Source organism: Brevibacillus sp. BC25, from assembly GCF_000282075.1.
Taxonomy (GTDB): domain Bacteria; phylum Bacillota; class Bacilli; order Brevibacillales; family Brevibacillaceae; genus Brevibacillus.
The window spans coordinates 43,178-68,877 of sequence record NZ_AKIX01000057.1 but is presented as its reverse complement, the minus strand read 5'-3'; the positions used below and the strand labels follow the sequence as shown (position 1 = coordinate 68,877).

Annotated in this window: 24 protein-coding genes and 1 pseudogene; 8 read left to right on the top strand and 17 right to left on the bottom strand. The window is 45.0% G+C overall.

All coding sequences use genetic code 11. The features are described from left to right. Positions 1-118 precede the first annotated feature (118 nt). The 4 genes from PMI05_RS16590 to PMI05_RS16575 all read right to left on the bottom strand — a co-directional run bounded on the left by PMI05_RS16590 (position 119) and on the right by PMI05_RS16575 (position 3,562). A complete protein-coding gene (locus PMI05_RS16590) occupies positions 119-838 on the bottom strand; it encodes a YebC/PmpR family DNA-binding transcriptional regulator (protein ID WP_007723894.1) in 720 nt (239 codons plus the stop codon). Positions 839-998: 160 nt separating this feature from the next. Further along, positions 999-1,943, bottom strand: coding sequence for a metal ABC transporter substrate-binding protein (locus tag PMI05_RS16585; RefSeq protein WP_007723892.1), 945 nt, complete (start codon positions 1,941-1,943; stop codon positions 999-1,001). Between the two features lie 15 nt (positions 1,944-1,958). Then, the gene (locus PMI05_RS16580) at positions 1,959-2,819 is read right to left on the bottom strand and encodes a metal ABC transporter permease (RefSeq protein WP_007723891.1); all 861 of its coding nucleotides are present in this window, start codon (positions 2,817-2,819) and stop codon (positions 1,959-1,961) included. After that, complete coding sequence (locus PMI05_RS16575) at positions 2,819-3,562, bottom strand: metal ABC transporter ATP-binding protein (RefSeq protein ID WP_007723889.1); 744 nt, start codon at positions 3,560-3,562, stop codon at positions 2,819-2,821. Before PMI05_RS16575 ends, PMI05_RS16580 begins: the two co-directional genes overlap by 1 nt. A 418-nt stretch (positions 3,563-3,980) precedes the next feature. On the opposite strand from PMI05_RS16575, the gene PMI05_RS16570 reads away from it, so the two are divergent. Then, positions 3,981-5,351, top strand: a complete 1,371-nt coding sequence (locus tag PMI05_RS16570; RefSeq protein WP_007723887.1) for an amino acid permease — start codon at positions 3,981-3,983, stop codon at positions 5,349-5,351. 212 nt (positions 5,352-5,563) lie between these two features. Beyond that, a complete protein-coding gene (locus PMI05_RS16565) occupies positions 5,564-7,393 on the top strand; it encodes an adenine deaminase (protein WP_007723884.1) in 1,830 nt (609 codons plus the stop codon). 56 nt (positions 7,394-7,449) lie between these two features. Here the strand turns inward: PMI05_RS16565 and PMI05_RS16560 are convergent, their stop codons facing one another. Continuing rightward, positions 7,450-8,157, bottom strand: a complete 708-nt coding sequence (locus PMI05_RS16560; RefSeq protein ID WP_007723866.1) for a MerR family DNA-binding transcriptional regulator — start codon at positions 8,155-8,157, stop codon at positions 7,450-7,452. Positions 8,158-8,319: 162 nt separating this feature from the next. Between PMI05_RS16560 and PMI05_RS16555 the strand changes: the two genes are divergently transcribed. Then, positions 8,320-8,955 carry a DUF5701 family protein gene (locus PMI05_RS16555; protein ID WP_007723863.1) on the top strand — a complete coding sequence of 212 codons (636 nt, stop codon included), beginning with the start codon at positions 8,320-8,322 and terminating at the stop codon, positions 8,953-8,955. A 24-nt stretch (positions 8,956-8,979) separates the two neighbouring features. Here PMI05_RS16555 and PMI05_RS16550 read toward each other — a convergent pair whose 3' ends face one another. Both PMI05_RS16550 and PMI05_RS16545 read right to left on the bottom strand, forming a co-directional pair. Then, positions 8,980-9,582 carry an MSMEG_1061 family FMN-dependent PPOX-type flavoprotein gene (locus tag PMI05_RS16550; RefSeq protein WP_007723860.1) on the bottom strand — a complete coding sequence of 201 codons (603 nt, stop codon included), beginning with the start codon at positions 9,580-9,582 and terminating at the stop codon, positions 8,980-8,982. A 5-nt stretch (positions 9,583-9,587) separates the two neighbouring features. Further along, the gene (locus PMI05_RS16545) at positions 9,588-9,998 is read right to left on the bottom strand and encodes a MerR family transcriptional regulator (RefSeq protein WP_007723858.1); all 411 of its coding nucleotides are present in this window, start codon (positions 9,996-9,998) and stop codon (positions 9,588-9,590) included. A 114-nt stretch (positions 9,999-10,112) separates the two neighbouring features. Here PMI05_RS16545 and PMI05_RS16540 point away from each other — a divergent pair, with 114 nt between their 5' ends. Then, complete coding sequence (locus PMI05_RS16540; RefSeq protein ID WP_007723855.1) at positions 10,113-10,874, top strand: SDR family oxidoreductase; 762 nt, start codon at positions 10,113-10,115, stop codon at positions 10,872-10,874. A gap of 71 nt (positions 10,875-10,945) precedes the next feature. Here the strand turns inward: PMI05_RS16540 and htpG are convergent, their stop codons facing one another. Both htpG and PMI05_RS16530 read right to left on the bottom strand, forming a co-directional pair. Further along, the gene (gene htpG / locus PMI05_RS16535; RefSeq protein ID WP_007723852.1) at positions 10,946-12,826 is read right to left on the bottom strand and encodes a molecular chaperone HtpG; all 1,881 of its coding nucleotides are present in this window, start codon (positions 12,824-12,826) and stop codon (positions 10,946-10,948) included. Between the two features lie 206 nt (positions 12,827-13,032). Beyond that, complete coding sequence (locus PMI05_RS16530) at positions 13,033-13,374, bottom strand: helix-turn-helix domain-containing protein (protein ID WP_007723850.1); 342 nt, start codon at positions 13,372-13,374, stop codon at positions 13,033-13,035. Between the two features lie 105 nt (positions 13,375-13,479). Between PMI05_RS16530 and PMI05_RS16525 the strand changes: the two genes are divergently transcribed. Continuing rightward, positions 13,480-14,337: an arginase family protein gene (locus tag PMI05_RS16525; RefSeq protein WP_007723848.1), complete on the top strand. Its 858-nt coding sequence runs from the start codon at positions 13,480-13,482 to the stop codon at positions 14,335-14,337. 83 nt (positions 14,338-14,420) lie between these two features. Here PMI05_RS16525 and PMI05_RS16520 read toward each other — a convergent pair whose 3' ends face one another. Both PMI05_RS16520 and catA read right to left on the bottom strand, forming a co-directional pair. Next, on the bottom strand, positions 14,421-15,584 hold the full coding sequence (locus PMI05_RS16520; protein ID WP_007723844.1) for a PstS family phosphate ABC transporter substrate-binding protein: 1,164 nt from the start codon (positions 15,582-15,584) through the stop codon (positions 14,421-14,423). 81 nt (positions 15,585-15,665) lie between these two features. Continuing rightward, the gene (gene catA, locus PMI05_RS16515; protein ID WP_007723840.1) at positions 15,666-16,325 is read right to left on the bottom strand and encodes a type A chloramphenicol O-acetyltransferase; all 660 of its coding nucleotides are present in this window, start codon (positions 16,323-16,325) and stop codon (positions 15,666-15,668) included. Between the two features lie 206 nt (positions 16,326-16,531). Between catA and PMI05_RS16510 the strand changes: the two genes are divergently transcribed. Then, positions 16,532-17,305: an S-layer homology domain-containing protein gene (locus tag PMI05_RS16510; protein ID WP_007723838.1), complete on the top strand. Its 774-nt coding sequence runs from the start codon at positions 16,532-16,534 to the stop codon at positions 17,303-17,305. Between the two features lie 256 nt (positions 17,306-17,561). Here the strand turns inward: PMI05_RS16510 and PMI05_RS16505 are convergent, their stop codons facing one another. The 4 genes and pseudogenes from PMI05_RS16505 to PMI05_RS16490 form a co-directional block, all read right to left on the bottom strand. After that, positions 17,562-18,941, bottom strand: coding sequence for a HAMP domain-containing sensor histidine kinase (locus PMI05_RS16505; protein WP_007723836.1), 1,380 nt, complete (start codon positions 18,939-18,941; stop codon positions 17,562-17,564). Then, positions 18,928-19,635, bottom strand: coding sequence for a response regulator transcription factor (locus PMI05_RS16500; protein WP_007723834.1), 708 nt, complete (start codon positions 19,633-19,635; stop codon positions 18,928-18,930). Before PMI05_RS16500 ends, PMI05_RS16505 begins: the two co-directional genes overlap by 14 nt. A gap of 50 nt (positions 19,636-19,685) precedes the next feature. Beyond that, positions 19,686-21,692 (bottom strand): annotated as a pseudogene (locus PMI05_RS31795) (serine hydrolase). Positions 21,693-21,836: 144 nt separating this feature from the next. Beyond that, a complete protein-coding gene (locus tag PMI05_RS16490; protein WP_007723826.1) occupies positions 21,837-21,983 on the bottom strand; it encodes a VOC family protein in 147 nt (48 codons plus the stop codon). A 141-nt stretch (positions 21,984-22,124) separates the two neighbouring features. Between PMI05_RS16490 and PMI05_RS16485 the strand changes: the two genes are divergently transcribed. After that, complete coding sequence (locus PMI05_RS16485) at positions 22,125-22,943, top strand: S-layer homology domain-containing protein (RefSeq protein WP_007723823.1); 819 nt, start codon at positions 22,125-22,127, stop codon at positions 22,941-22,943. A gap of 81 nt (positions 22,944-23,024) precedes the next feature. Here the strand turns inward: PMI05_RS16485 and PMI05_RS16480 are convergent, their stop codons facing one another. Then, the gene (locus PMI05_RS16480) at positions 23,025-23,432 is read right to left on the bottom strand and encodes a VOC family protein (protein ID WP_007723821.1); all 408 of its coding nucleotides are present in this window, start codon (positions 23,430-23,432) and stop codon (positions 23,025-23,027) included. 217 nt (positions 23,433-23,649) lie between these two features. On the opposite strand from PMI05_RS16480, the gene PMI05_RS16475 reads away from it, so the two are divergent. Continuing rightward, the gene (locus PMI05_RS16475) at positions 23,650-24,387 is read left to right on the top strand and encodes a cyclase family protein (protein WP_007723818.1); all 738 of its coding nucleotides are present in this window, start codon (positions 23,650-23,652) and stop codon (positions 24,385-24,387) included. 74 nt (positions 24,388-24,461) lie between these two features. On the opposite strand, the gene PMI05_RS16470 is transcribed toward PMI05_RS16475, so the two are convergent. After that, positions 24,462-25,493: a LacI family DNA-binding transcriptional regulator gene (locus tag PMI05_RS16470; RefSeq protein ID WP_039960918.1), complete on the bottom strand. Its 1,032-nt coding sequence runs from the start codon at positions 25,491-25,493 to the stop codon at positions 24,462-24,464. Between the last annotated feature and the right edge of the window lie 207 nt (positions 25,494-25,700).

Genomic DNA, 25,700 nt, shown 5'->3' with positions numbered 1-25,700 from the left:
CCCAGCAGGACGGAGCCTGGAGCCTAGACTGGAAATATTCTTCTCTTCACCGCAGCCAATACGCAGCCACATAAAAAAGACCCTTGTCCTAAAACAAAGGTCTTCTCCATTGAAAACATTATTCACCTAAATCAACGTTATGGTACACCTGCTGCACATCGTCCAAGTCTTCCAAAGCATCGATCAGCTTTTCGAATTGAGCTTGTACATCTTCTGTCAGCGTTACTTCGTTTTGCGGAAGCATAGTCAATTCAGCTACTGTAAACTCTGTGACACCGCCATTTTTGAGTGCTTCTTGTACAGCGTGGAATTGTTCTGCATCTGCGTAAACAATGACAGCACTGTCTTCTTCCAAAATGTCGCGCACGTCTACATCCGCTTCCATCAAGAGTTCCAGTACTTCATCAGAAGATTTGCCTTCGAAGCCAAATACCGCTGTTGGGTCAAACATATAAGCAACCGAACCGGATACGCCCATGTTACCGCCATTTTTGTTGAAAGCGGCACGCACTTCAGGAGCTGTGCGGTTTACGTTGTTGGTCAGTGCATCCACGATGATCATGGAACCGTTTGGCCCAAAGCCTTCATAGCGCAGATCGCTAAAGGTTTCATCAGAGCCGCCCTTTGCTTTATCAATCGCGCGGTCGATAATCGCTTTCGGTACGCTGTACGTTTTAGCACGCTCCAGGACGACCTTCAGAGCACGGTTGGACTCTGGGTCCGGCTCGCCTTGCTTTGCCGCCACGTAAATTTCCTTCCCGAACTTCGCATAAATACGACTGGTGCTCGCGTCTTTAGAAGCTTTCTTCTCTTTAATATTGTTCCACTTACGACCCATAATCCCACTCTCTTTCAATATGACAGATTAAATATGAATACTCCGGATTCCTTTTACACACTAGCCTATTATACCTCAATCTTATGAGATATGTTAAGCAGTGGAAGAATTTAAAAGCACAGCCCCTCATTAGGAGAGCTGTGCTTTGCTTTTACGAATCTTATTTCTTAGTCAATCCTTCGTAAATCGTCTTGATATTCCATTCCATCATTTTGATGTACGTATCGCCATCTTCTCCCGGCTTTCCGAGAGAGTCCGTAAATACTTTCCCGACAATCGGTACACCCGTTTCATTCGATACCATCTCCATGCTACGCGGATCGATACTCGTCTCTACGAACAGAGCCGGGATTTTTTTCGCGCGGATCGTATCAACCACCTGTGTGACCTGCTCTGGCGTTCCTTGGTTCTCCGAGTTGATTTCCCAAATGTATGCTGCTTCAAAATCGTACGCTTCGCTGAAATATTTAAACGCTCCCTCGCTCGTCACAAGCAAACGCTGTTCTTTCGGAATCTGGTTGTATTGCTTAACTGCTTCCTCGTGCAGAGATGTCAGTTGTTCAATGTACTTCTTGGCGTTTTGCTCATACGTTTCCTTGTGCGCTGGGTCCACCTTAACCAAGGCATTTCTTGCATTCTCCGCATACTTGATCCCATTGCGTACATCCAGCCAAGCGTGCGGGTCTTCTTCGCTCTCTTTGCCTTTGGTTGTCAAGTGCTTGGCAGCTACGCCCTCACTGAGTCGGAACACGGGTGCATCCGGACCTGATTTGCCCGCTGTGGTCATGAGATTATTGAACCAAGAGTTACCCGCCTCCAGATTCAAGCCGTTGTAGAAAACAGCATCTGCATCCGTCGTTTTTTGCACGTCAGCAGGCAATGGATCATATTCATGCGGATTGGAGCCAATCGGAGCAAGACTATGGATCTCTACCCGATCTCCCCCAACGTTTTTCACGATGTCATACAGGATGGAATACGTGGTCACGACCTGCAGCTTGTCACTATCTGATTTCGTGGGCTCGTTCGCACTTTGCGGAGCACCACACGCTGCCATTAATACGGTTGATATAAGAAAAACGAAAAACAGATTCCACTTCTTCATAACGATAATTCTCCTTTACTTTGAGAGCTCGACTCGTTTTTGGCGGGCTCGGATTGATTTCCATACCACCCCGTGTTTTCGGGAGAAGAGAAAGGCCAGGAAGAAGAACACAGTTGCAACCACGACAATCGTGGCACCAGAGGCCAAATTATAAGTAAAGCTAAAATAAAGGCCGATAACCGAAGACAGCATTCCAAAACCGCCAGCCAAAAAGATCATGATCGACAAACGATCCGTCAAAAGATAAGCGGTAGCTGCCGGTGTAATCAGCATGGCGACGACGAGCACGATTCCCACGGTTTGTAAGGAAGCGACAGTTACCATCGTCAACAAGGTCATCAGCAAGTAATGAATGAGGTTGTTACGCAAACCGTAGGCAGCCGCAATGGTCGGATCGAACGAAGTCAGTAACAGTTCTTTGAAAAAAGCGTAGACTGTCACGATGACGATGACCCCGATGCCAACCGTCACCCACATGTCTGAAGAACGCACAGCCAATACATTCCCGAACAAAATGTGATACAGATCGGTACTGCTTTTCAGCATCGTAACCATGATGATCCCGACTGCAAAAGCGGACGTGAACAAAATTCCAATCGCTGTGTCGTTCTTGATGCGGCTATTTTGGCTCACGTAGCCAATTCCAACAGCGGTGAGCACACCCGTTAAAACTGCGCCCACGAAGAAATTGATTCCAAAAGCATAGGAGAGGGCCACCCCAGGCAAAACAGCGTGTGAGATGGCGTCCCCCATCAAAGACATTCCCCGCAAAATGATAAAGCTACCGATGACGCCGCAGATTAACCCAACCACTACAGATGTAAACAATGCTTTTTGCAAAAACTCATACTGTCCAATTGCCATCAAGAAATCCATTATGCAAGCACCTCGGTCTTTTCGAGAAATGGGAGTTGATAGGAATATGCTCTCGACATGACTTCTCGATTCAGCACTTCATCGACCGTCCCGTACTTGATCAATTCTTTGTTCATTAGAAGAAGCTGATCAAAATACGCATATGCTTTGGACAAGTCATGATGGACGACGACAATCGTTTTGTCCTGAAACTGCAGCTCTTTCAAGATGCGAATGATTGTATCCTCGCTCGCCACATCAATTCCCACAAACGGCTCGTCCAGAAGCAGCAGCTCTGGTTTTTGCGCAAGTGCCCTTGCCAAGAAGACACGCTGTTGCTGCCCGCCGGAGAGCTCCCCAATCTGCCTGTCGCGGAAATCCTCTAGCCCTACTTTTCTCAGGCATTCCATCGCCCACTCTTTTTCCTTTTTTTTCGGAAATTTGAACAGTCCGACACTTGGGTATGTCCCGATCAATACTGTATCCATGACGGTGATCGGGAATGTCCAATCAATCATGCTCCGCTGTGGTACATAGGCGATTTTCTTCCGGAATTCATTTGTCTCTTTCCCAAAAATCCGCACATTCCCCTTATCTCTCGGAATGAGGTCCAAGAGCGCTTTGATCAGGGTTGACTTCCCTGCCCCATTTGGACCGATGATTCCAACCATGCTCCCTAGTTCAACATCAAACGAAACATTCCGAACAACTTCATTCCCAAAGTAAGAGACATGCAGGTCCCTTACAGCGATAGCAGAATCCATGATTTTTTCCCTCCAAATAATAGCCCGTTATATGATCCCGCCCGAAAAACCGATGGTGAAACGGGTAATTCCTTTATGCACATATGCCTACACACAACAAAGTAGTCTTGTACCAATAATATTCACCTGAACAAACTAATATGCGTTAGTATAAAAAAGTTGCCCTAATGCAAAATTAAATGATTTCCATTACCATGTCAATATATTCTTTTTTCTGAAATACAAAAAAAGTGCAGCTCTTGTTTAAAAAAGCCAACACTTCCAAAATGTTACTGTTTCGTTCATAATTAAAAGCTTTTTTTCTATAAAAATAAATAAACATATGTGAAACAACTATAGTTATGTTAATATGAACATTATCTGTTTGATAAAAATCTAAAAATTAAAAACTAACTAAAAATATAGAGAGGTGGATCGTATGCAGGATCAAAAATTGGAGAGAGGTCTAAAAAACAGACACGTACAACTCATCGCGATCGGTGGAGCAATCGGAACAGGATTATTTTTGGGCGCAGGAAAATCGATTCATTTGGCCGGCCCATCCATCTTATTTGCGTACTTGATTACGGGTATCATCTGCTTTTTAATCATGCGCTCACTCGGGGAGCTCCTCTTGAGCAATTTGGACTACCATTCTTTTGTGGATTTCGTCAAAGACTATTTGGGGAATATGGCCGCATTTGTCACGGGCTGGACTTACTGGTTTTGTTGGATTTCCATAGCCATGGCTGACCTGACAGCGGTTGGTCTGTATACGCAATACTGGTTTCCGGAAATACCGCAGTGGATGCCAGGCTTAATTGCCCTCGTGATTTTGTTAATCATGAACCTGGCGACAGTGAAGCTTTTTGGAGAAATGGAATTTTGGTTCGCGCTCGTAAAGGTCATCGCGATTCTCGCCCTGATTTTTGTCGGCATCTTCATGATCATCAAGGGCTTTTCTACGAATGCAGGTGCGTCCAGCTTCACGAATCTTTGGAGCCATGGCGGTCTGTTCCCGAACGGCTTCAACGGGTTCCTTCTCTCCTTCCAAATGGTCGTGTTCGCATTTGTTGGGATCGAGCTCGTCGGTCTGACAGCCGGTGAAACGGAAGACCCAAAACGAGTCATTCCAAAAGCAATTAACCAAATCCCGATTCGGATTTTGATCTTCTACGTTGGCGCACTCATCGTCATCATGAGCATTTATCCTTGGAACGCGATCAACCCGTTGGAGAGTCCATTCGTGCAGGTCTTCGCAGCGATTGGCATTGCAGCCGCTGCCGGTATCGTCAACTTCGTGGTACTGACATCCGCCGCTTCCGCATGTAATAGCGCCATTTTTAGTACAAGCCGGATGGTTTACTCCCTTGCCAAAGAAAAGAATGCACCTGTGCCCCTTACCAAACTGACTGCCAACAAGGTCCCGGCAAATGCACTATTCTTTTCGTCGGTTGTTATCCTTATCGCCGTTGTATTGAATTACGTTATGCCCGAAGGCGTATTTACACTGATCACTAGCGTGTCGACCGTTTGCTTTATCTTTATTTGGGGAATCACCGTCATCTGTCATTTGAAATATCGCAAAACGAGACCAGATTTAGCAAAAGCGAATTCGTTTAAAATGCCGCTCTATCCTTTTGCCAACTACCTGATCCTGGCATTCCTTGCCTTCATTCTGGTCGTCCTTGCACTCGCGGAAGATACACGAGTCGCCTTGTTCATCACACCTGTGTGGTTTATTTTACTCGTCGTGATTTACAAACTGCGGAAAACGAAGACAAATGAAATAGAGGTAGCAGAACACTAAGCAGCGCCTCCTGTTTTCACTTTCAACATCGGTGAAAATGGGAGGTGTTTTATTTTGATCACAAGACCCTTTTTGCACTTTAGCTAGTACATAAACGGAAAATAGGAGACGAAGCCTCTTTTTCAAATTTTATATAAAAGAAAACTAGCTTCCTTCCGCTTCGATGTGTACTATATGTAAAAACCCAAATCCAGCATGAGGTGATAGTAAACATGACACAGCAGCATTCGTCCTTTGCAAGACCTCCACTCGAAGATTGCATTCCTGATCTCGTTGCCTTTTCCAGAGGGGAGAAAAAAGCGACCCTCTTCATCCATAACGGCACTCTCGTCAATGTTCTCTCCGGTGAAATCTTGCCGGATATGTCCGTGGCTATCGTTGGCACCCGTATCGCCTATGTTGGTCCTTTTGTGGAAGGGATGACGGATGAATCCACCAAGATCATCGATGCAAAAGGAAAATATATGGCACCAGGACTGTTGGACGGGCACTGTCACATCGAAAGCAGCATGCTGTCCGTGACGCAGTTCGCCCATGCGGTACTGCCGCTCGGAACGACAGGCGGCTTTTTCGATGCGCATGAGATCTCGAATGTTCTCGGTCTACCAGGTTTGCGCATCATGCTGGATGAGGCAAGACAAACACCGATGGCTGCTTACATGCAGGTCGCTTCCTGCGTCCCTTCAACGGATGCTTCTTTTGAAACGGCTGGGGCAGAATTCGGACCAGCGGAGGTCGCGGAAGCTTTGAGCTGGGGACCAGATATGATCGCACTCGGAGAAGTCATGAATTTCCCTGGTGTCGTGTACGGAGACCCGAAAATGATTGGAGAGATTCAAGCGACACTGCGGGCAGGAAAAGTAGTGGATGGTCATTATACATGGCCGTCAAGTGATCCACGTCTGGCTGCTTATGCCGCTGCGGGTGTAACCGGCTGCCATGAGTGTGTGACCAGCGAAGATGTTGCACAGCGCGTACGCCTCGGCATGTATGCCAAAATGCGCCGCGGCTCTGCATGGCACGATGTTGCAGCAACGATCAAAGCACACACCGAACAGGGCATTGACTCCCGCCGGATGATGCTCGTGTCCGATGACCGCATCTGTGATTCGTTGAAAGAAGAAGGTCATATGAACTTCATCGTCAGACACGCGATCTCGCAAGGCGTGAAGCCCGTTACTGCCTTCCAGATGGCGACCATCAATACAGCAGAACGATTCGGTGTCGCAAGAGATGTAGGCTCGATCGCACCGGGTATCATCGCCGATATGATTTTGCTCGACGGAAATCTGGCTGATGTGGATGTCGTAATGACGATCGCACGCGGTGAAGTAGTGGCGGAAAACGGTGAGATGACGCTCAAACTTCCTCCGTTCCCATACCCTGCATTTGCTGTCAACTCTGTGAAAATCAAGGCTGAGCTCACTCCATCTGACTTCATCATCAAGACCCCTGTTCCGTCTGGGACGATCAAGACGCGCGTGGCAGTTGTCCGTGAAAATCACGTAGAAACGGACGAAGTGTTTGTCGATGTAGCTGTCGCAAATGGTGAGCTTCAGATTACGCCAGAGAGCAAGTTGTGCAAAATGGCTATTTTCGAACGCCATGGGAAAACTGGCGGTTCAGGCATCGGGATTGTCGGCAATGTCGGATTTGACCAGCCAGCAGCGATTGCCATGACTGTCGCCCATGACTGCCACAACGTGCTTGTCATTGGAAACGACGATGAGCGGATGGCACAAGCAGCCAATGCTGTGATCAGCATGCAAGGTGGTATCGCTGTCGTGACTGGAGACGGCGAAATTGTGGAGCTTCCGCTGCGTTTAGCTGGATTGATGTCGACCGAGCCTTATGAAACAGTTGTGCAGCAATCCATGGAGATTAGCCAAGCATTGGTGAAAGCGGGCTGCACGATGAACTACGCCTTTATGACATTGTCTTTGCTTGCTCTGGTCGTCATACCGACCTTGCATATATCGGATACGGGCTTGATTCGCATTTCAGATGCGGGATTTGAGCGAGTATCACTGTTTGTGGAATAACGACGATATCCCCTCTTTTGCGAATGTGCAGAAGAGGGTTTTCTCTTTTCGCTACCCTATTCCTCGACCAACTGAATCACTTTGCCTAATTGATAGAAATAGAAAACCCCACGCAATTGTTCGAGATTCATCTGATCCAGATATCGCAGTGTTTCCAAAGCGATGTTTCGCGCCTCTCTCACATCCTCTTCATTCATGTTCGCGATAGCTTCCTTTAGCTCTACAACCGATAAGGAATAGACAGCAGGCCGCAGCGTACGAAGCAGCATGATTTTGCGGATTTGCGAGCGATTAAAGAGTCGGTAGCTATTGTTCTCATCGCGGGAAGTCGTAATGAGTCCAACCTTTTCCCAGTGGCGGATGGTTGAGCTGGGCAGAGAAGTCATGGTTGCTACTTCACCAATCGTCATCCATTCGCTGATTCCAGCTTCCTCCACCTTACCTGCTCGGCCGTCTTCAAGCATCGCCACGTTTCGTTCGGCTAATAGCTTGTCCCTATGTAGATTAGCCTGTACCTCATTCACACGCCACAGAGCAGCCTGCAACTGTCTATCCTGAATCAGTCGCATGACCTGAGCCGTCACTTCCATTCCAAAGCCAGGAGACATGGCTTGAATACATGTAAAATAAGCGACGTGCTCCTCCGTATACTTCCGGTAGCCGCTCGCTGACCGCTCCACAGGCGGAACCAGCCCATGCGCTTCATAATTGCGCAAGGCGCTCGTGCTCAGCTTTAGCTTACGTGCAATATCAATGGGACGCATGGCAACCAGCCCCCTAACCGATTTTCTTTCATAAAGATTAAAGCTTGGTTGTAAAGTTACTTCAATCCAAATCTGCTTTATTCCTTTTATTTTGGAGAAACTTTTGAATTAGCACGAATGTTGTAAGATGAATGTGACAAGTGGAAGGAGGCGCATTACCCTATGCACAAAGCTGAATTCGAACGGCAACTAACAACACTCATTCAAAAGGGCTATCCTGAAATGGCAGGTATGACAGCAGATGAGTTCAGGAAAAATCTGGACCCGCTGCAACCACTGGCAGAAGCTCTCCCCATACAAGAAGACGACCAGCAAGAGGGCCTCGTACCCTTTGTTCTCGTGGTGAAAGGCGATTGGTTTGACGGAGAAAAAGCGATGCAAGCAATCGAGCGGCAAAAGAAAGCTGGCTTCAGTGTCATGGATGCAGAAGAAATCCAGCGCTTTACACCCATCGAGGGCATCGAGATTCCTACAGGAATGGCTTACCTGATGACCGGAATTGATACAGGAACAGAGACGCTGAACGTCACACCGAATGACGCAATGCCCATCCTCTTGGAGCAACAGCGTTCTCCGCTCACGCTGGAGGAAGGGATTGCCCTGATCACTCACTTCCCGAATCGGGTAAAGAAAAACAACGGCTTTTCCCTGCTCGGCTCTCGTTGTGGCGACCGACGTGTAACAGCCATGTGGATCAGCGAAAATAAACCGAAGCTAGGCTGGTGCTGGGCTGGCAATCCACATACGTGGCTCGGTTCAGCTTCCTGCCAAGCTCGTTTAGACGACAAAAAACCTTGAAGCTCATTCAAGGTTTTTTCTTTCTTATTCTTTTTCATTCAACGTAACGCCATTTAATTTCAAATGAGCGCGAAACATTTCCAGCATCAAAGGCATTGCCTCTTTTTCCGGCCATGAATCCGTCTTCCACAAGCCTGCTTGTTTAAATGCGCGCGGGCAATGGAGGAAGCACTCCTCTACCTTCACGATCACGCCCATGCCGCTTGTTTTACCCTTCCATACTTGCGCGGCGAGCAGCTCTGCATCTTTCGTAACGCGGGCTGATCCGTTAATTCTCAACACTTCTTCCAGACCAGGAATCAGGAAAATCATCCCCACCTGCGGATTGGCGATGATATTTAGCAAAGAGTCGACTCGTCTGTTTCCCATTCGCTCCGGAAAAATAATATGGTGATCATCCAGCACTTTAACGAAGCCCGGCTCATCGCCTCGCGGGGAAACGTCACATCTGCCTGAAGTATCTGCTGTAGACAAGAAAAACAACGGCGACATGGATACGTAATGAATCACATGCGACTCAACCTGCGCGATGCTTTTTTTCACAACCGCCTCGTGCGGTTCTCCAACCATGCTTTTCAGTTCTTCTGCACTGGTAATGAGGTCTTTTACTTCCAACGGATTCCACATAGGTTCTACTCTCCTCTCTCTATGTATATCTTTTCTTCGTCTACTGGTGCTTTGGCTGCTCGATTACTGATGTAATCTTTGTAAGCAACAATTTTACGTTCTAGCATACCATCCACATCGATTAAAATTTTTATTTGTTGCTCAATATAGTGTTTATGATCTTCTAAAAGACTCAATCGAGCTGAGGCAGTATGTTCCCCTTCTAAAAACAGGGAAGCGTACTTCTTGATTTTCGAGATAGGCATTTGCGTTTCTTTTAACTTGATAACAAATTGCAGCCATTGAATATGCGAATCGTTATATCGCCTGTCACCGTTTTCATCGCGATCCGGAATCATTATTTTTTCCTTTTCATAATAACGCAACGTATGTGTGCTTATCCCTAATAGATGTGCCACTTCACCAATCGTGCGCATGAGAAACCTCCGAATAGATTTTATACCCTTGACTTAGAGTTTACTCTAATCTGTATACTCAATGAAACATACAATCTCAATGGAAGCTATTGAATAAATTCAGGAGGGATATACATGAATTATACGGTCATTACGGGAGCAAGTTCAGGAATTGGTTTTGAAACCGCTCTGGCATTTGCTGCTCGTGGAAAAAACTTAATTTTAGCAGCTCGTCGAACGGAGGAATTAGAAAAGCTACAATCAAAAGTGGCTGAAATCAACGCAAAATTGGATGTGGTCATTCGAACAGTTGACTTAAGTGTGCGTGCAAATGTTCATGACTTTTACGACAGTCTAAAGGATTATGAGATTGAGACCTGGATTAACAATGCGGGGTTCGGAAACTTTGCTTCTGTCGGGGAACAAGATTTGAATAAAATTGAGTCCATGCTTCACTTGAATATTGAAGCACTTACGATTCTATCTTCTCGTTATGCTCGTGACTATGCACATGTGAATGGAACGCAAATCATCAATATTTCTTCAGGCGGAGGTTACAGAATCATCGCTAACGCCGTGACCTATTGCGCGACGAAGTTTTATGTTAGTGCCTTTACGGAAGGTCTGGCACAAGAATTGAGGGAAAACGGAGCAGCAATGCAAGCAAAAGTCTTGGCACCTGCTGCAACAGAGACCGAATTTGCGAAGCGTTCCTTTGATATTGATCATTTTGAATATGCTGGTGCAGTTCCTAAGTTCCATACAGCTAAGCAAATGGCCGGTTTCTTGCTCGATTTATATGATAGTGAGAAGGTCGTTGGAATAGTGAATGGAGCAACATATGAGTTCGAGCTAAGGGATCCAATCTTTACGTATGTGACGAGGTCAAGAAACTAGTATTTTTTATTGCTCCGAGACGTTTTTCGCATAAAAAAGAGGATGAGTAAGTCTCATCCCCTTTTTTATGATTACACCATAACTTTGCAAATGTCGTTCGTAAACTCTACCGGGTCTTGAATCGGCAAGCCTTCGATCAAGAGAGCCTGATTGTACAGGAGGGCCGTATACAGATTGACCTTTTCCTTGTCTGTGTCAAAGGCACCCTTCAACGACTGGAACACCGCATGGTTCACATTGATCTCCAGTACCTTGTCTGCCTTCACATTTGAATTGTTCGGCATCGCATTCAAGATTTTTTCCATTTCAATCGTCACTTCACCCTCTGTCGACAAGCAGACCGGGTGTGACTTCAAGCGCTTGGAAGCTTTTACGGCTTTGACTTTTCCTTCGAGCAGCGATGCCATATAGTCGAACAGCTCTTTGTTGTTCTCGTTTTCTGCTTCGGCTGCTTTTTCTTCTTCGCCCGGCTCGATTCCCAAATCGCCGCTCGATACGGATTTGAATTCCTTTTCCTTGTAGTTCATCATCATTTTGATCGCGAACTCATCGACGTCATCTGTGAAGTACAGGATTTCGTAACCTTTCTCGGATACGAGCTCTGTTTGCGGCAGCTTTTCGATTCGCTCGATCGACTCGCCAGATGCGTAGTAGATGTACTTTTGATCTTCTGGCATTCTCTCAATGTACTCTTCTAGCGTCACCAGCTTTTTCTCTTTGGAAGAGTAGAACATCAACAGGTCTTGCAATGTTTCTTTATGCGTCCCGTAGTCGCTGTACATGCCGTATTTCAGCTGTCTGCCAAATGAATTGTAGAACAGCTCGTATTTCTCACGCTCTGTTTTCAGCAAGCTTTGCAGCTGGCTTTTGATTTTGCTCGTGATGTTTTTCGCAATCAGCTTCAATTGACGGTCATGCTGCAGCATCTCACGGGAAATGTTGAGCGACAGGCTCTCGGAGTCAACCATCCCTTTGACAAAGCTGAAGTAATCTGGAAGCAGGTCCGCGCATTTGTTCATGATCAGTACACCGTTTGCATACAGCTCCAGACCTTTTTCGTACTCCTTCGAGTAGTAATCAAATGGCATGCTCTCCGGGATGTACAAAATCGCCTGATAAACGACGGCTCCATCTGCACTGATGTGGATGTGCTTGAGTGGCTTGTCGAAGCCATAATGCTTGCTCGCATAAAACTGCTCGTAATCCTCAGTCACAAGCTCGCTTTTATTTTTTCGCCAAATCGGAACCATGCTGTTCACGATTTGCTCTTCCGTCACTTGTTCGTACTCGTTTTCGTTGCCCTCTTTTGGCTTTTGCTGCGTAACGTCCATTTTGATCGGGTAACGAATGAAGTCAGAGTACTTTTTGATAATCGCTTTTAAACGGTACTCTTCCAAAAACTCGTCGTAATTCTCTTCCTCTGTATTCTCCTTGATTTCGAGAATGATTTCGGTCCCGACGGAATCTTTGTGATAAGGCTCGATCGTGTAGCCATCCGCACCGCTAGACTCCCATTTGTACCCAGTATCGCTGCCCAGAGCTTTACTGATGACTGTAACCTTGTCGGCAACCATGAAAGCCGAGTAGAAACCTACGCCGAATTGACCGATGATGTTGTAGCCATCCTTCGCATCGTTTTCTTTTTTGAACGCCAAAGAGCCGCTCTTCGCAATGACACCCAGATTATTTTCCAGTTCATCCTGCGTCATGCCGATCCCGGTATCTGTCAGAGTCAAAGTTCTGGTGTCTTTGTTAACCGCTATTTTGATGAAATAGTTCTCTTTATCAAACACCAATTGATCATCGACGAGCGATTTGTAGTAAATTTTGTCAATCGCGTCACTCGAATTGGAAATCAACTCGCGCAAAAAGATTTCCTTTTGTGTGTAAATAGAATGGATCATCATTTCCAACAGACGTGTAGATTCTGCTTGAAACTGCTTTTTTTCCATGAAATACCCACCCTTTCGGACTTCTTATGTATTCCTTTTTCAATGTTAGCACTCTCACCTCACGAGTGCTATTCACTATTTTTATAACAGTCTTAGATTTTTCTGTCAATATGAACCAGCTGTTCAAGGATAATAAAGTATTAGACTAACGTACCTTTTTCACTCATTCAGCACCGGAATTGCGTAACGCATTAGAAAAAATGGACTTACTTATTTTGATTTTTTGCTCCCCACTCACATAACTCTTCCAAAACGGGTAATAGTGTTTTCGCTTTAACCGTGAGACTGTACTCGACTTTAGGAGGAACTTGAGGATACTCTTTCCGTTTAACCAATCCATCCGCTTCCAATTCTTTTAGTTGTGAACTTAATGTTTTATAAGTAATAGCTCCTATTTGTCTTTTCAGATCATTAAAGCGAACCGGTTGGTTTTCTGCTAGAAGATAAATAATAACCATTTTCCATTTACCACCGATAACTGACAATGTATAACCAAAAGGTGTATCTTGAATATTTTTAACTTTCCCTTTATATTCAACCATGCTCATAGTAACACTATCCTTTCCGGTAGTAGCTATCAATAAAGTGCGTACTGCTTTTTTATTTTTGGTCCGTTTATACTAGCCTTACTTTGAAGCAAAGGAGAGACAAACGTGACTAAAAAAACAATACGCCTGTTAATGCCGCAATGGCAAGGGGGAAATAACCCTAACTACTCTCTTGGAGCCGAGTTGCTTGCGTGGCTAGCTCCGGACAATGATCAACCCCTTATTCATATACCAGTTCGAGCTTATGATGGAACTCCGCTTGAAAACGAGAACGGTACTTACGGGAGAAAACAACTACTTGAACAAGTAGAGGCTGCTCATCATATCATTGATGCTCATAAGCCAGATCGGATTGTGATGTTTGGCGGTGACTGCTTGGTAGAGCAAGCTCCATTTGCGTATTTAAACAAACGATACGGTGGTGAATTAGGTTTAATATGGATCGATGCTCACAGTGATTTGGTCAGGATTGTTGGGTATGACTACGGACATACATTACCCCTTGGGAATCTTTTGGGAGAAGGAGATGAAGAGTTCGCAAAACATGTGGAAATCCCTCTAAAGCCTGAAAATATCTTTATGGCGGGATTAGAAGCTCCTACAGAGCAAGATTCAGAAATCATTCAAAGGCTAGGTATTAAAACAGCGGGAACGAAAGAGTTGATGAAAAGTACTGAATCTGTAAAAGAGTGGATAAAAGAAAGTGGCATTAAGCACCTAGCTATTCACCTTGATTTAGATGTCCTTGACCCAAAGGCATTCCGCTCTTTATTATTCGCCAACCCTGAAGCACCTTATAATCTTTCTGCTGCGGGAACAATGCAAATCCCTCAACTACTTCATCTGATTAAAGAACTATCTGAAGAAACAGATGTAGTTGGATTAGGTATTACTGAGCATATCCCGTGGGATTCTATTAACTTGAAGAAACTGCTTGGAGAAATACCTATTTTAAGTAAGTAAAGTTCAAGAGCTTGAGAATGAAGATGGATAGAAACAGAAACCCTCGGGTCAATTGCCCAAGGGTCTCCTTTGCTTGCTACTTATTATTTCACCGGGACATAGCCCGTTTTTTCTACTAATTCTTGTCCCTGTGGAGACAAAATCCATTCGATCAGTTTCTCTGCATTCGGGTTGTCTGTCCCAGCTGTCACTGCGTAAAACTCGGCCGCAAACGGATACGCTCTGTTTTTTATCGTTTCCTTATCAGGCAGTACCCCATCAATTGCGAGTAGACGAATGTTACCGTTTCGCACCATCTCCGTGGCATAAAACAAGAACGAGTAACCGATGGCATTCGAATAATTTTTGTAGTTGGCTGTTTGCTCGATGATTCCGCCCATCCCTGTTACCACATCTTCTTGTGGCGCGGTCATGAGCTCTTTATCTCCCATGATCTTCTGCAGCATCGTCTGACTCCCGCTATTTTCTGGCCGCTGAAAGGCACGAATAAGCTCATAGCCGCCCCCAACTTCATCCCAGGAAATGATATCTCCCGCATAGATGTCCCGAATCTGCTGGGTAGTGAGCCCTTGAACAGGATTTTCTGCATGGACAAAAAAGACAAAGGCTTCCCTTCCGATTGGTGTCAGTTTCAACTCCACACCTTTTTCTTTTGCGGCTAGGAGCTGTTCTTCAGAAGGACCTGCTGCAAAGATGACATCGACTTTGCCTTCCAGCAAGTTTTCGTACGCATTTGGCGTCTTGCTTACCATGACTTCGCTGGCGTAAAGGTCGTAATCTTTCTCGGGATAAACAGCCTGCACAAAGGAAGCGTAAAGAGGATACAAGGCGGTCGCCCCATCTATTTTGGGCAGATCAGACTGTAACGACAGTGTCGCTGGTTGATCAAGCTTTTGAATTTTGGAGTCTGCACCAAACGGTTTATACTGTTCCAGATTGACCTCCGCCTCACTGACCACAGGAATGCTGTTATGGTAATAGCTGCTGATCTCATATCCTGCAACTGGCAGCGTACAAAAGAGAAAATACACAAAGAGGGCTCGGTTCCATAACCGACTCTTTTGAGGGGCGAACATTTGGCCGATGATGTAGATGATAAAAACAACCGTTGTGACAGCCACAAGAAGAGAATAAACTCTTCCCTGTGCGTTCAGGGCAGTCATCACCACCGCCACGACTCCGATCACAGTGATGATCGCACCCAAAACGATACAGCCGAAGATTTTCCCTACCAATTCCTTGTTCATTCCTTCTCCTCCCAGTTCTCCTACCGTTATTATAAATGATTGGAAGAGATTAGGAAGGAGAAGCATACCAAACGAGCCAATTCACTCAACACCTAACCATTCCTTGTAATCTTTTGCCCATTTTTGCAAGTCATTGATGAACAGGCTAGCGTGATATCCATCACAAACCGCATGGTGGACTTGTAAAGAAACAGGCAAAAGCGTTTTGCCTTCTTGCTCGAAATACTTTCCACTCGTAATGATCGGCAGCAAATATCGCCCATCTCCCGAAATATTCAGATTAAACCCACTGAAGCTAACCCAGGGAATACACGAGACAGGGAAAGTATAAGGCGGTTCCAGTTCTTTCGCCACAAGACCTTTGTTGTCCCCGTACTGTTTCATATCCGCTACGTAATTTTGATAAAACACATGGAACTCGTCAGCGAATTCCGTCCACATCGTAGAAAAAGTTTGATCGTCCTGATGAAAAAAAGTATAGCTGGGTATCATACTCTCCCAATAGCCCAACTCGCCATCTGTATGAAAGGAAGTCCGAAATTCGCGATGCGCATTGACAACGTTCGTCACCATATATAGAAAAGCCGGGTACAGCTTCATCCCCTTTTGCCGTAGAGCGGGGAGCAATTCCGTTATATCAATGTTGGCAGTCATACTGAAGGTGCAATTTACTCGGTTCAGATAATGCTCGAAATAAGACTTTCTGCTCCAATTTTCTAGATCGATTCGCTGAAATTTCATTGGGTATCCCTCCTAAAATCGAAAACATCGTGATTTTAGGAGGTGATTTTGCGTGTCCTTTTCATAACACCATCCCCTTCTCCAATCCTGCCTTACCCCTCCAGCATACCATTTGCATCTCTTACTGGCATCAGTCTGTGTATAGCTGCAATGTTTAAGCAGAAATAGAGAAGGGAAAAGGAAAGGGATGGTAAAGGAGGAACATGATGAAAAATATCATTTTATGCTTAGCTCTTTTCGTTTCTATTCTTTTTTCGACTCCCGCGCCTGTACAAGCCAGTCAGTTCAGCGATATCCCGGACGGACATTGGGCTCGGGAATCAGTTGATTTCATGGTAAAAAAAGGTGTATTAAGCGGATATTCCAATGGAGCCTTCAGACCGAATGAGGCGATTGACAGAGCCGAGCTCACTGTTATGGTTCATAAGCTGTTTAATAAGCTTCGTCCGAATCTTAACCCAGAACTGAAAGTACTCAGGTTTAAAGATGTCCCAGAAAACCATTGGGCCTATCAACCATTGATGGAAATGTACGATGGAGACTCCTATGGGGTTGTACAAGAGAAAGAGGATATATTATTCATCTATCCCGAAAAAAAGGTAACACGTTGGGAAGCGATATACATCTTTTATACATTTTTCGAACAAGAAATGAATAAAATGTCTGACGATCAAATCTTTTTAACACTAACTAAAATTGACGACATTACCGTACAACCTTTTGAAGCAGATGATTATGATGATTACTCGATTTACTATGGTCACCAGGACACTGGTGAAATAACTTTTCCCGATGGCAACATCGACGGAATAAAAGCTCATTCGCTTGCATGGTTGGTGGGCAACGACATCATGAGTATGTGGGAAAACCAATTGGAAATACACGATCCACTCACACGTGCGGAGGCAGTGGTGATGCTGCACCGTACTTACAACGTCTTAGTAGCGAACGGTTCTCTCTCAACTTATACGAGTAAATAATCCGCGCCCACACTCTCATTTTGAAAAAGGAGCCCTCCTATTTGGAAGGCTCCTTTTTCAGCTATTTCTTCTTTACTCCAACTGCATTTTGCTCATATCCATATAGCACAGTCCAGCGATGACCATCCAAATCAGCGAACCCCGCCCCATACATTCCCGGACACTGCTCCCGAGGCTCACTAAAAACAAAGCACCCAACCTGTACCACCTAACGCACTAATAGATGATAAAAACGACCGTCGTGACAGCCAACCGCTCATTCAAGAGGCAAAGTTATTTTAAAAAGAGTCGTATACCGTTGATTTCTTTCCAAATGAATGGTCCCCTGATGTAACGTTATAATTTTTTTACAAATGGCTAGACCGAGTCCGGTGCTATCTTTCACAGGATTGCTCCCTTTTATGAACTCTTCAAAAATGTGTTCCCTAACATCCTTTTGAACACCTATACCGTTATCACCCAACCACAGAACAACGCCGGTCTCTATTTTCTCGCATGAAACGAATAGCTGCGTTCCCGGCGGATTATGTTTTAGCGAGTTACCGATCAAATTCGTAATAACGCGGTTCATATGCATTTTGTCGAACATGACAAACAGCGGCTCCTCTGGAATTTTCACTTCCAACTGAAATCCCCTATCTTCTATTTCCGGATAAAATTCCGCAACAAGCTGCATAAACCACTTACTAATATTGACCTTTTCTTGATCCAGTCTCACGTGCTGGTCTTCCAGCTTTGCCAGTTCGAACAAATTTTGAATCAAATGGGCCATATAAGACGATTTGTCGTTAATATATTGAACATACTGACGCCTTTGCTCTTCTTCTAGCTCCGGCCTATCCAGTAACAACTGAGAATACCCGAATACAGAGGTAATTGGCGTTTTCAGATCATGAGACAAATGCAACAGCATGTTTCTTTTGTTGTTCGCTACCGCTTCTTTCTCTGCAGAGGTCTGCTGTAGTCGTTCTGCCATTCCGTTAAATGCTTCTCGGATTTCTGCAAATTCCATTTCAGCCGAAAATGTAAGCCTCTTCTGATAGTTGAAGCCTTCCATCTCTTTAATGCCCTCTACAATTTGCCGGAGAGGCGTCTTCATCTTAAAGACGGAGTACCGGGTGTAGAAATAAAGGGCGATGAACAACAGAACGACAAACAACGCTATTAAGATTTCAAACGTCAATGATATAATTTCCGACCGCTCAGGAAATTTCCATAACAGAACATAGTTTTCACCCTCTGGCCCTTGCGCTTGATAGGCATGGTAGAAAATTGAATCATCATTTCGCAGTATGTCCACTTTAGCGTACAGCATTCCATCGCTATATGTCATGATATTGTCTTCCTTGTTGCCTTTTACATAGATGACTGTCCCCGATTCATCCACGATCTCGAACCAGCCGCCGTACTCGTCTAACAACCGACCATCAATCTTTTCAAAAGGGTACTGGTATATTTTACTGACATCCACTTGGGTCAAATCGGGCGTTTTATTAAAAAAGTTGTCCATCAACAGGTCTGTCCCCAAAAGAGCAACCATAATCACACATGAGAACAAACCGCTTATCACAACATAATGCCGAAAAAACAGTTGTTTTAACGGCCGCTTGTCGGGGATGCTCTCATTTTTTTTCAAAACGGTAGCCTAACCCCCTGATCGTAATAAGATAAACTGGCTTTCTTGGGTTATCCTCAATCTTCTCCCTGAGTTTGCTGATATAGACCATGATGAGGTTTTCATCCCCTATGTATTCCTGCCCCCAAACATGCTCGTAAATGGATGCTTTTGTAAAAACTCTCCCCGCATGCTTCATCAGTAAAGACAAAATCTTGAACTCGTACGATGTCACTTCTTTCTGCTGTCCATTTTTGTACAGCTTACAGCTCACCAAATCGAGCATGACATCGCCAATTTGTATGATTTCATGGTTTTGCTTTTCACCTTTAGAAAATACATCCATTCTTCTGAATAACGCTTGAACTCTGCTGACGACTTCTATGGGGTTAAAAGGCTTCCCCACATAGTCGTCAGCGCCAAGCTGCAGTCCAATAATTTTATCCATATCGTCCGATTTCGCGGACAGGAACAAAAACGGAACTTCGGAAATATGTCGCATCTTTTTTAATAACTCGTATCCATCCATCATCGGCATCATAATATCAGCAATAACCAGATCGATTTGCACGTTTGAGAATACAGCCAGCGCATCAACCCCATTACCTGCTTCATAAGTAGCAAACCCGTAATTTTTCAAATAAATACTGAGTAGTTCACGAATTTGTGCTTCATCGTCGATGATCAATATCGTTTTGATTGTACTTCCCTCCATCGCCTCATGTCGCAACGAAGCACAAACAAGAAGTCACGGCTTGTTGTACACTAAAATAATTGGTCTGCAAACCGAGATAGTAACGCAGCCGCTTCTTTCCTTACCATCGGCTGCTCTGATTTATAATCGAGACTGCCATCTCCGCCTTTCACCACTTCTGGTCCGTATAATCCTTTTGCCACTACGAAATGGACTCCCTCTAAAGCCCAAGCATCTGTCCTACCACTCAAATTGGCTTTTTTCGGCTCTGCATGAAAATAGCCAAATGCCATGCGCCATACGATGTTTGCTGCTTCTTGACGCGTCAATGGCTCGTTCGGATAAAATTTGCCACCAGTAGATGCTCTTAGTAAACCTAACTCGTAAGCTGCTTGAATTTCCCGCGCATACTTGTTACCTGAAATATCCGTGTAAATCGGTTTATGCTTTGATGGGGCAACGCCACTCCACTTGATGAACCAGCCAACAAACTCTCCTTTTGTTATCTGTTGTTCAGGCGAAAAGAGATTGTCTCCTTCCATATCAGCAAAGACACCGATCTGTCTCAGGTGATAAATATAGGACGCATATGGATGGTCATTCTCCACATCCTGATAACGTTGCGGCTCAGGCATTTTTTCTGCCCAACTATCTGTTTTTAACTCGTAATAGAAAGCCTGCACATCTCCGTGATCGTTCAGCTTAAAAGCAGCTTTACTACCTTGTTCATCCTGGAATAAGAGTGGCTCCACCTCATATAGGACATGTTCTCCCAGCGAGTCTTTTACAATGAGTTTGCCGCCTTCAGCACGTATACGAGTCGTCCACATCCGGTTTCGCAAATCGCTGTATGTCCCTTCAAACTTCGTGAGTTCTTGTTTCGCTAACTCAAACGCTTCCTTTTTCTTCTCATTTTTCGGGTAGTAATGATCCATAAACGCTTTAATCAAAGGTATACGAATTTCGTAGTCCTTATTGACTGTAACGAATACTCCCACTTTTTCTTCCGGGATCAACCACATCCCGGTATGGTATCCTTGTAAATCCCCTCCTTTTTCAATAACATATTGTCCATTGTAATTTTGCTGGTTGCCATATTCGAAACCAAGCGCCATGTTATTCAGCTTTGGATGCACGGAAAGATGAGGTCTGTGCATTTCTGCCGCCGTTTCTTCTTCCATAATCGTCGCATTCCCAAGCTTTCCTTTATTGAGATGAGCAATCATGAATTTAGCCATATCAGAACCAGTTGAGAGCATTCCACCATCAGGAAGCTCAGTTGGTACCATTGCATAAGTCGGGATCGGCTGTCCGATAATATTATAAGGCACAGCCAACCCTTTGACTATTGATGGCGTCAGTCGAAAATCACTATTTTTCATGCCAAGCGGCTTAAAGATGCGTTCCTTCACGTATTTACCAAATGGTTTTCCTGCTACTTGTTCCACAACATAACCTTGAATGATGAAGCCGAGATTGTCATATCTGTAAAACTCTCCTGGCTTGCGAATGACATTTGGGAGATTGTCCATAACGTATTACTTTAAAGAAACCTCCCGTTTCAAGTCGGTTGTTGAACCGTCAGAAGTGTCTCCAAAGTCAAATCCAGTGGAGTTCGTTAACAGATGTTTCATAGTAAGAGGAGCGCCTGTCTTATTCGGAATCCGGGCACCCCCCATATATGCGGATACATCTTTGTTCAAATCTATTTTTCCTTGCTCCGCCAATTGCATAACGGCTGTAGCTGTAATAACCTTGGATACTGACGCTACACGGAATACAGTTCGATCAGGATCGACCGGAATCTTCTTCTCTACATCCGCATATCCATACCCTTTTTTAAAAAGGACCTTGTCTCCTTTTACAACTACAAACGTAGCTCCTGCCATGTTGTTCTTAATTTCTGACTGGTTAAAAAATTCATCTGCAAATTGCTCTACCTCTCTCGGATCATCCGGCCCAGATACAGAAGATGCGAACACTTTGGTTGGAGAAACAACTCCGCTTACAAGGCTGACACTCATAGTAGTTACAATTACAGTCGCCATTAATGTCTGTAACTTCGAAAACATTTTCATAAGATTGCTCCTCTCCTTTACCCTTATTTCCTTCTCTAGAAGAATACACAATCAGTCTTAATCGTATTTCTATACAACCTTAATAGAACATGAATTTTTTGCTTGTTCATGCAAAAACCCCTGATTTCTCAGGGGCACGATTCTCTATTCTGTCGATATCAGTCTCATCTCCATATACAGCACATTCCACCGATGACCATCCAAATCAGCGAAGCTTGCCCCATACATCCCCGGACCATGCTCCCGAGGCTCACTGAAAACAGTGCCCCCAGCCTCTTTCACCTGATTCACCAATTCATCCCCTTCTCCATTCCTGCCTTACCCCTCCAACATACTATTTGCATCTCTTCCTGACTTCAGCCTGTGTATAGCTGCAATGTTTAAGCAGAAATAGGGAAGGGAAAAGGAAAGGGATGGTAAAGGAGGAACATGATGAAAAATATCATTTTATGCTTAGCTCTTTTCGTTTCTATTCTTTTTTCGACTCCCGCGCCTGTACAAGCCAGTCAGTTCAGCGATATCCCGGACGGACATTGGGCTCGGGAATCGGTTGATTTCATGGTGAAAAAAGGAGTATTAAGTGGCTATTCTAATGGAGCCTTCAGACCGAATGAGGCGATTGATAGAGCCGAGTTAACTGTTATGGTTCATAAGCTGTTTACTAAGCTTCGTCCGAATCTTAACAAAGAATTCTCCGAGCAGAAAATACAGAAGTTTGAAGATGTCCCCAAAAACCATTGGGCCTATCAGCCATTGATGGAAATGTACAACGCAAACTCATTTGGTGTTGTACATTGGGACTGGGACAAAGTTTACATCTATCCCGAAAAAAAAGTAACACGTTGGGAAGCTATATACTTTTTCCAAACATTTTTCTATCAAAAGATGTATGAAATACCCGACGATCAAGTTTTGCAAATCCTTGCTCGAATTGACGACATTACCGTACAGTCGGTCGATTCACCTAACTATCGATCACCTTATCCTGGTTCAGCTCCTTTTCCTGACGACGAATACACAATTAGCTACGGTCACCTCGACACTGGAGAAATAACTTTCGCCAACGGTGACATTGACGCATTAAAAGCTTATGCACTCGCATGGCTGGTGGGCAACGACATCATGAGTACGTGGAAAAACAAATTGGAAGTTCACGATCCACTCACACGAGCGGAGGCAGTGGTGATGCTGCACCGTACTTACAACGTCTTATTAGCGAACGGTTCTCTCTCAACTTATACGAGTAAATAACCCTTGCACAAACTCTCATTTGGAAAAAGGAGCCCTCCCATTTGGAAGGCTCCTTTTTCAACCATTTCATCTTTACTCCATCTACATTTTGCTCATCTCCATATACAGCACATTCCACCGATGACCATCCAAATCAGCGAAGCCTGCCCCGTACATCCCCGGACCATGTTCCCGAGGTTCACTATAAATCGTGCCCCCAGCCTCTTTCACCTGATTCACCAATTCATCCACTTCTTCCCTGCTCTCGGCATCGATCGAAAACAACACTTCCGTTCCGCGCTTCGTATCTGCCAGCTCATTTTGCGTAAACGATTGGAAGGTAGCTTCCGGGAAAAGCATCACCAGGAGGTTTTTCTCACCAATCACCAAGCCCGCTACATCTTTGCTGTTCTCATGGCGAGGATGAAAAGAGAATCCGAGTGCGGCAAAAAACGATTTGGACTTTTCGAGGTCCTTGACAGGCAAATTGATCCAAAGCTCTTTTGTCATGGGAATTTCTCCTTTGTGTTTTGGTTGGATGATGCTTGTTATTCTCCTTTAAGAATAGCAGAATCATGCTCGAAGGCTTCTTCCCGATTGCTATTTTTCCTTAAACCATTCATTCATATTATGTCGATATTGACACTCGGAATTAGAACCGATAAAGTATTGGATAAACTCGGTTGTACTAGCGCGAAAATTCTAAAAATAATAACGAGGTGGGCACATGGCAAACGATTTGATTCAAGCAATTACCCTGTTAAAACAAAAAGAATGGGTAGATCTCACGCACACATTCGGTCCAGAATCTCCGCACTTCCACGCCTTTGACGCCGCCGAATTCCAAACGCTGTTCACGCATGACGACGGCTTCTTTGCCCAGCGCTTCTCTTTTCCTGGACAGTACGGTACGCACTTGGATGCACCGATTCACTTCGTGCGCAACAAGCGTTACTTGGACGAGATCGAGCTGAAGGAACTCGTATTGCCGCTCGTCGTCATCGACAAATCAAAAGAAGCCGAAGCCAACAACGACTATTCACTTTCCGTGGAAGACATTTTGCATTTTGAAACCGAGCATGGTCAAATCGAGAGCGGTTCCTTTGTCGCCTTGCGCACAGATTGGAGCAAGCGCTGGCCAGATGTGGAGGCCTTCAACAATAAGGATGCAGATGGCAACAACCACGCTCCTGGCTGGTCTTTGGAGGCTTTAAAATTTTTGTTCGAAGAAAGACAAATAAAAGCAGTCGGTCACGAAACCTTCGATACGGATGCGACTATCGATTACCGAAAAAACGGAGCACTTTTGGGTGAATATTTCGTGCTCGATCAAGACACCTATCAAGTAGAGCTGCTCAACAATCTCGATAAACTCCCGGCCAAAGGTGCTGTCATTGTAAACATTACACCAAAGCCTGAAAAAGCCTCCGGGTTTCCGGTTCGCTCGTTTGCCATATTGCCTTAAAGTCAAAGCCGAGTAAACGCCAGGTATCATCACCGATCGCCTGTCTTTCACTCGGCTTTTCTTCTGAAAATGCTCTACGTATCCAACGAGGATTTACGGATAACCGCCACACTGGACTCCCTTACAATTAGCCGTGGCTCGAACTGCACACGTTCGTACGCGCCTGCCCCTTGCTCTCGAATCCGTTTCAGCAAAAGCTCAGTCGCCAGCCGTGCCACCTCTTCCCCCATGATCGAAACAGAACTGATCTGCGGAGTCGTAATCGTCGTCCACACATTGTTGTCAATTCCCACGACCGCGACATCTTCTGGCACCCGGACTCCCAGCTCCTTGAACCGATTCACGATCCCGATTGCCACCATGTCATTGACCGCATAGATGGCATCCGGCATGTTTTTCAGGCTAAAAAAGTAATCAGCAGCACGAAGGCCCGTCTCAAACGAGAAGTCCTCACCAAAATACACCAGCGAAGGATCGACGTGCTGAAGCGACGCTTCATAGGCAAAATACCGCTCCTCGATCTTGTCTTTCGGCGCACCTGCGTAAGCGATTCGCGTACGGCCAATTTTGATCAGATGTTCCATGACGAGTCGCCCTTCTTGACGGGCCATGCTGACCACATCTGCTTTTACATTGTCTTCGAGCTTTTTTCCATAGTTAATAATCGAAACCGGAACGCTCGCTTTGTTAATCATCTGGACCAACGTCTTTGGATAGGCGAGCGGCATGATAATCAACCCGTCTACATGCAGCTTTTTGACCTCACGCACAGTCTCAAGCTCCATTCGGGCATTTCCTGCTGTATTAATTTGTACGACACGGTAGCCATGCTGCTTGGCCGCTTGCTCGACTGACCAGGCGATATCTGGAATAATTGCATTTCGAATGTCAGGAACAGCCAGTGCGATTTGATAGGTTTGGCGCACCTTTAGACTTTGCGCTGAAGTGTTCGGAATAAAGCCCAGCTCGTCGATCACCTGCAAAATCAACGCTTTCGTCTTCGGACTGATTCCCGCGCTGTCATTGATGGCTCTCGATACTGTTGCAATTCCTACGCCCGCCTTCTTGGCTACGTCTTCTATTGTCACTTTATTTTTTGTATCCAACGCCTTGCTTTCCTTTCCATATCGGAATCGTTTTCTATATTTCCGAGCTAATATATATTTTCCTACCGTTATTATAGCATACACAAAACCAATGGTAACGAGGCGTGAACAAAACATAGCAGACAACTCCGCACCTGTTGCACACCACCCCCAACCCTTGCCTAGGAAATCAAATTGACAAGACACCAAACCTATGGCATATTATTT

Excerpts from the sequence above, each read along its gene's own strand:
- PMI05_RS16475 (WP_007723818.1), top strand. The coding sequence starts at position 23,650 with ATGGCAAACGATTTGATTCAAGCAATTACCCTGTTAAAACAAAAAGAA.
- PMI05_RS16560 (WP_007723866.1), bottom strand. The coding sequence starts at position 8,157 with ATGCGTCCCATTGATATTGCACGTAAGCTAAAGCTGAGCACGAGCGCC.
- catA (WP_007723840.1), bottom strand. The coding sequence starts at position 16,325 with ATGAAATTTCAGCGAATCGATCTAGAAAATTGGAGCAGAAAGTCTTAT.
- PMI05_RS16485 (WP_007723823.1), top strand. The coding sequence starts at position 22,125 with ATGAAAAATATCATTTTATGCTTAGCTCTTTTCGTTTCTATTCTTTTT.
- PMI05_RS16520 (WP_007723844.1), bottom strand. The coding sequence starts at position 15,584 with ATGAACAAGGAATTGGTAGGGAAAATCTTCGGCTGTATCGTTTTGGGT.
- PMI05_RS16545 (WP_007723858.1), bottom strand. The coding sequence starts at position 9,998 with ATGCGCACGATTGGTGAAGTGGCACATCTATTAGGGATAAGCACACAT.
- PMI05_RS16575 (WP_007723889.1), bottom strand. The coding sequence starts at position 3,562 with ATGGATTCTGCTATCGCTGTAAGGGACCTGCATGTCTCTTACTTTGGG.
- PMI05_RS16550 (WP_007723860.1), bottom strand. The coding sequence starts at position 9,582 with ATGTGGAATCCGTTGGAAGTAAAAGACCTCATTACCAGTGCAGAAGAA.
- PMI05_RS16540 (WP_007723855.1), top strand. The coding sequence starts at position 10,113 with ATGAATTATACGGTCATTACGGGAGCAAGTTCAGGAATTGGTTTTGAA.
- PMI05_RS16565 (WP_007723884.1), top strand. The coding sequence starts at position 5,564 with ATGACACAGCAGCATTCGTCCTTTGCAAGACCTCCACTCGAAGATTGC.
- PMI05_RS16500 (WP_007723834.1), bottom strand. The coding sequence starts at position 19,635 with ATGGAGGGAAGTACAATCAAAACGATATTGATCATCGACGATGAAGCA.
- PMI05_RS16580 (WP_007723891.1), bottom strand. The coding sequence starts at position 2,819 with ATGGATTTCTTGATGGCAATTGGACAGTATGAGTTTTTGCAAAAAGCA.
- PMI05_RS16585 (WP_007723892.1), bottom strand. The coding sequence starts at position 1,943 with ATGAAGAAGTGGAATCTGTTTTTCGTTTTTCTTATATCAACCGTATTA.
- PMI05_RS16530 (WP_007723850.1), bottom strand. The coding sequence starts at position 13,374 with ATGAGCATGGTTGAATATAAAGGGAAAGTTAAAAATATTCAAGATACA.
- PMI05_RS16510 (WP_007723838.1), top strand. The coding sequence starts at position 16,532 with ATGAAAAATATCATTTTATGCTTAGCTCTTTTCGTTTCTATTCTTTTT.
- PMI05_RS16590 (WP_007723894.1), bottom strand. The coding sequence starts at position 838 with ATGGGTCGTAAGTGGAACAATATTAAAGAGAAGAAAGCTTCTAAAGAC.
- PMI05_RS16570 (WP_007723887.1), top strand. The coding sequence starts at position 3,981 with ATGCAGGATCAAAAATTGGAGAGAGGTCTAAAAAACAGACACGTACAA.
- PMI05_RS16555 (WP_007723863.1), top strand. The coding sequence starts at position 8,320 with ATGCACAAAGCTGAATTCGAACGGCAACTAACAACACTCATTCAAAAG.
- PMI05_RS16480 (WP_007723821.1), bottom strand. The coding sequence starts at position 23,432 with ATGACAAAAGAGCTTTGGATCAATTTGCCTGTCAAGGACCTCGAAAAG.
- htpG (WP_007723852.1), bottom strand. The coding sequence starts at position 12,826 with ATGGAAAAAAAGCAGTTTCAAGCAGAATCTACACGTCTGTTGGAAATG.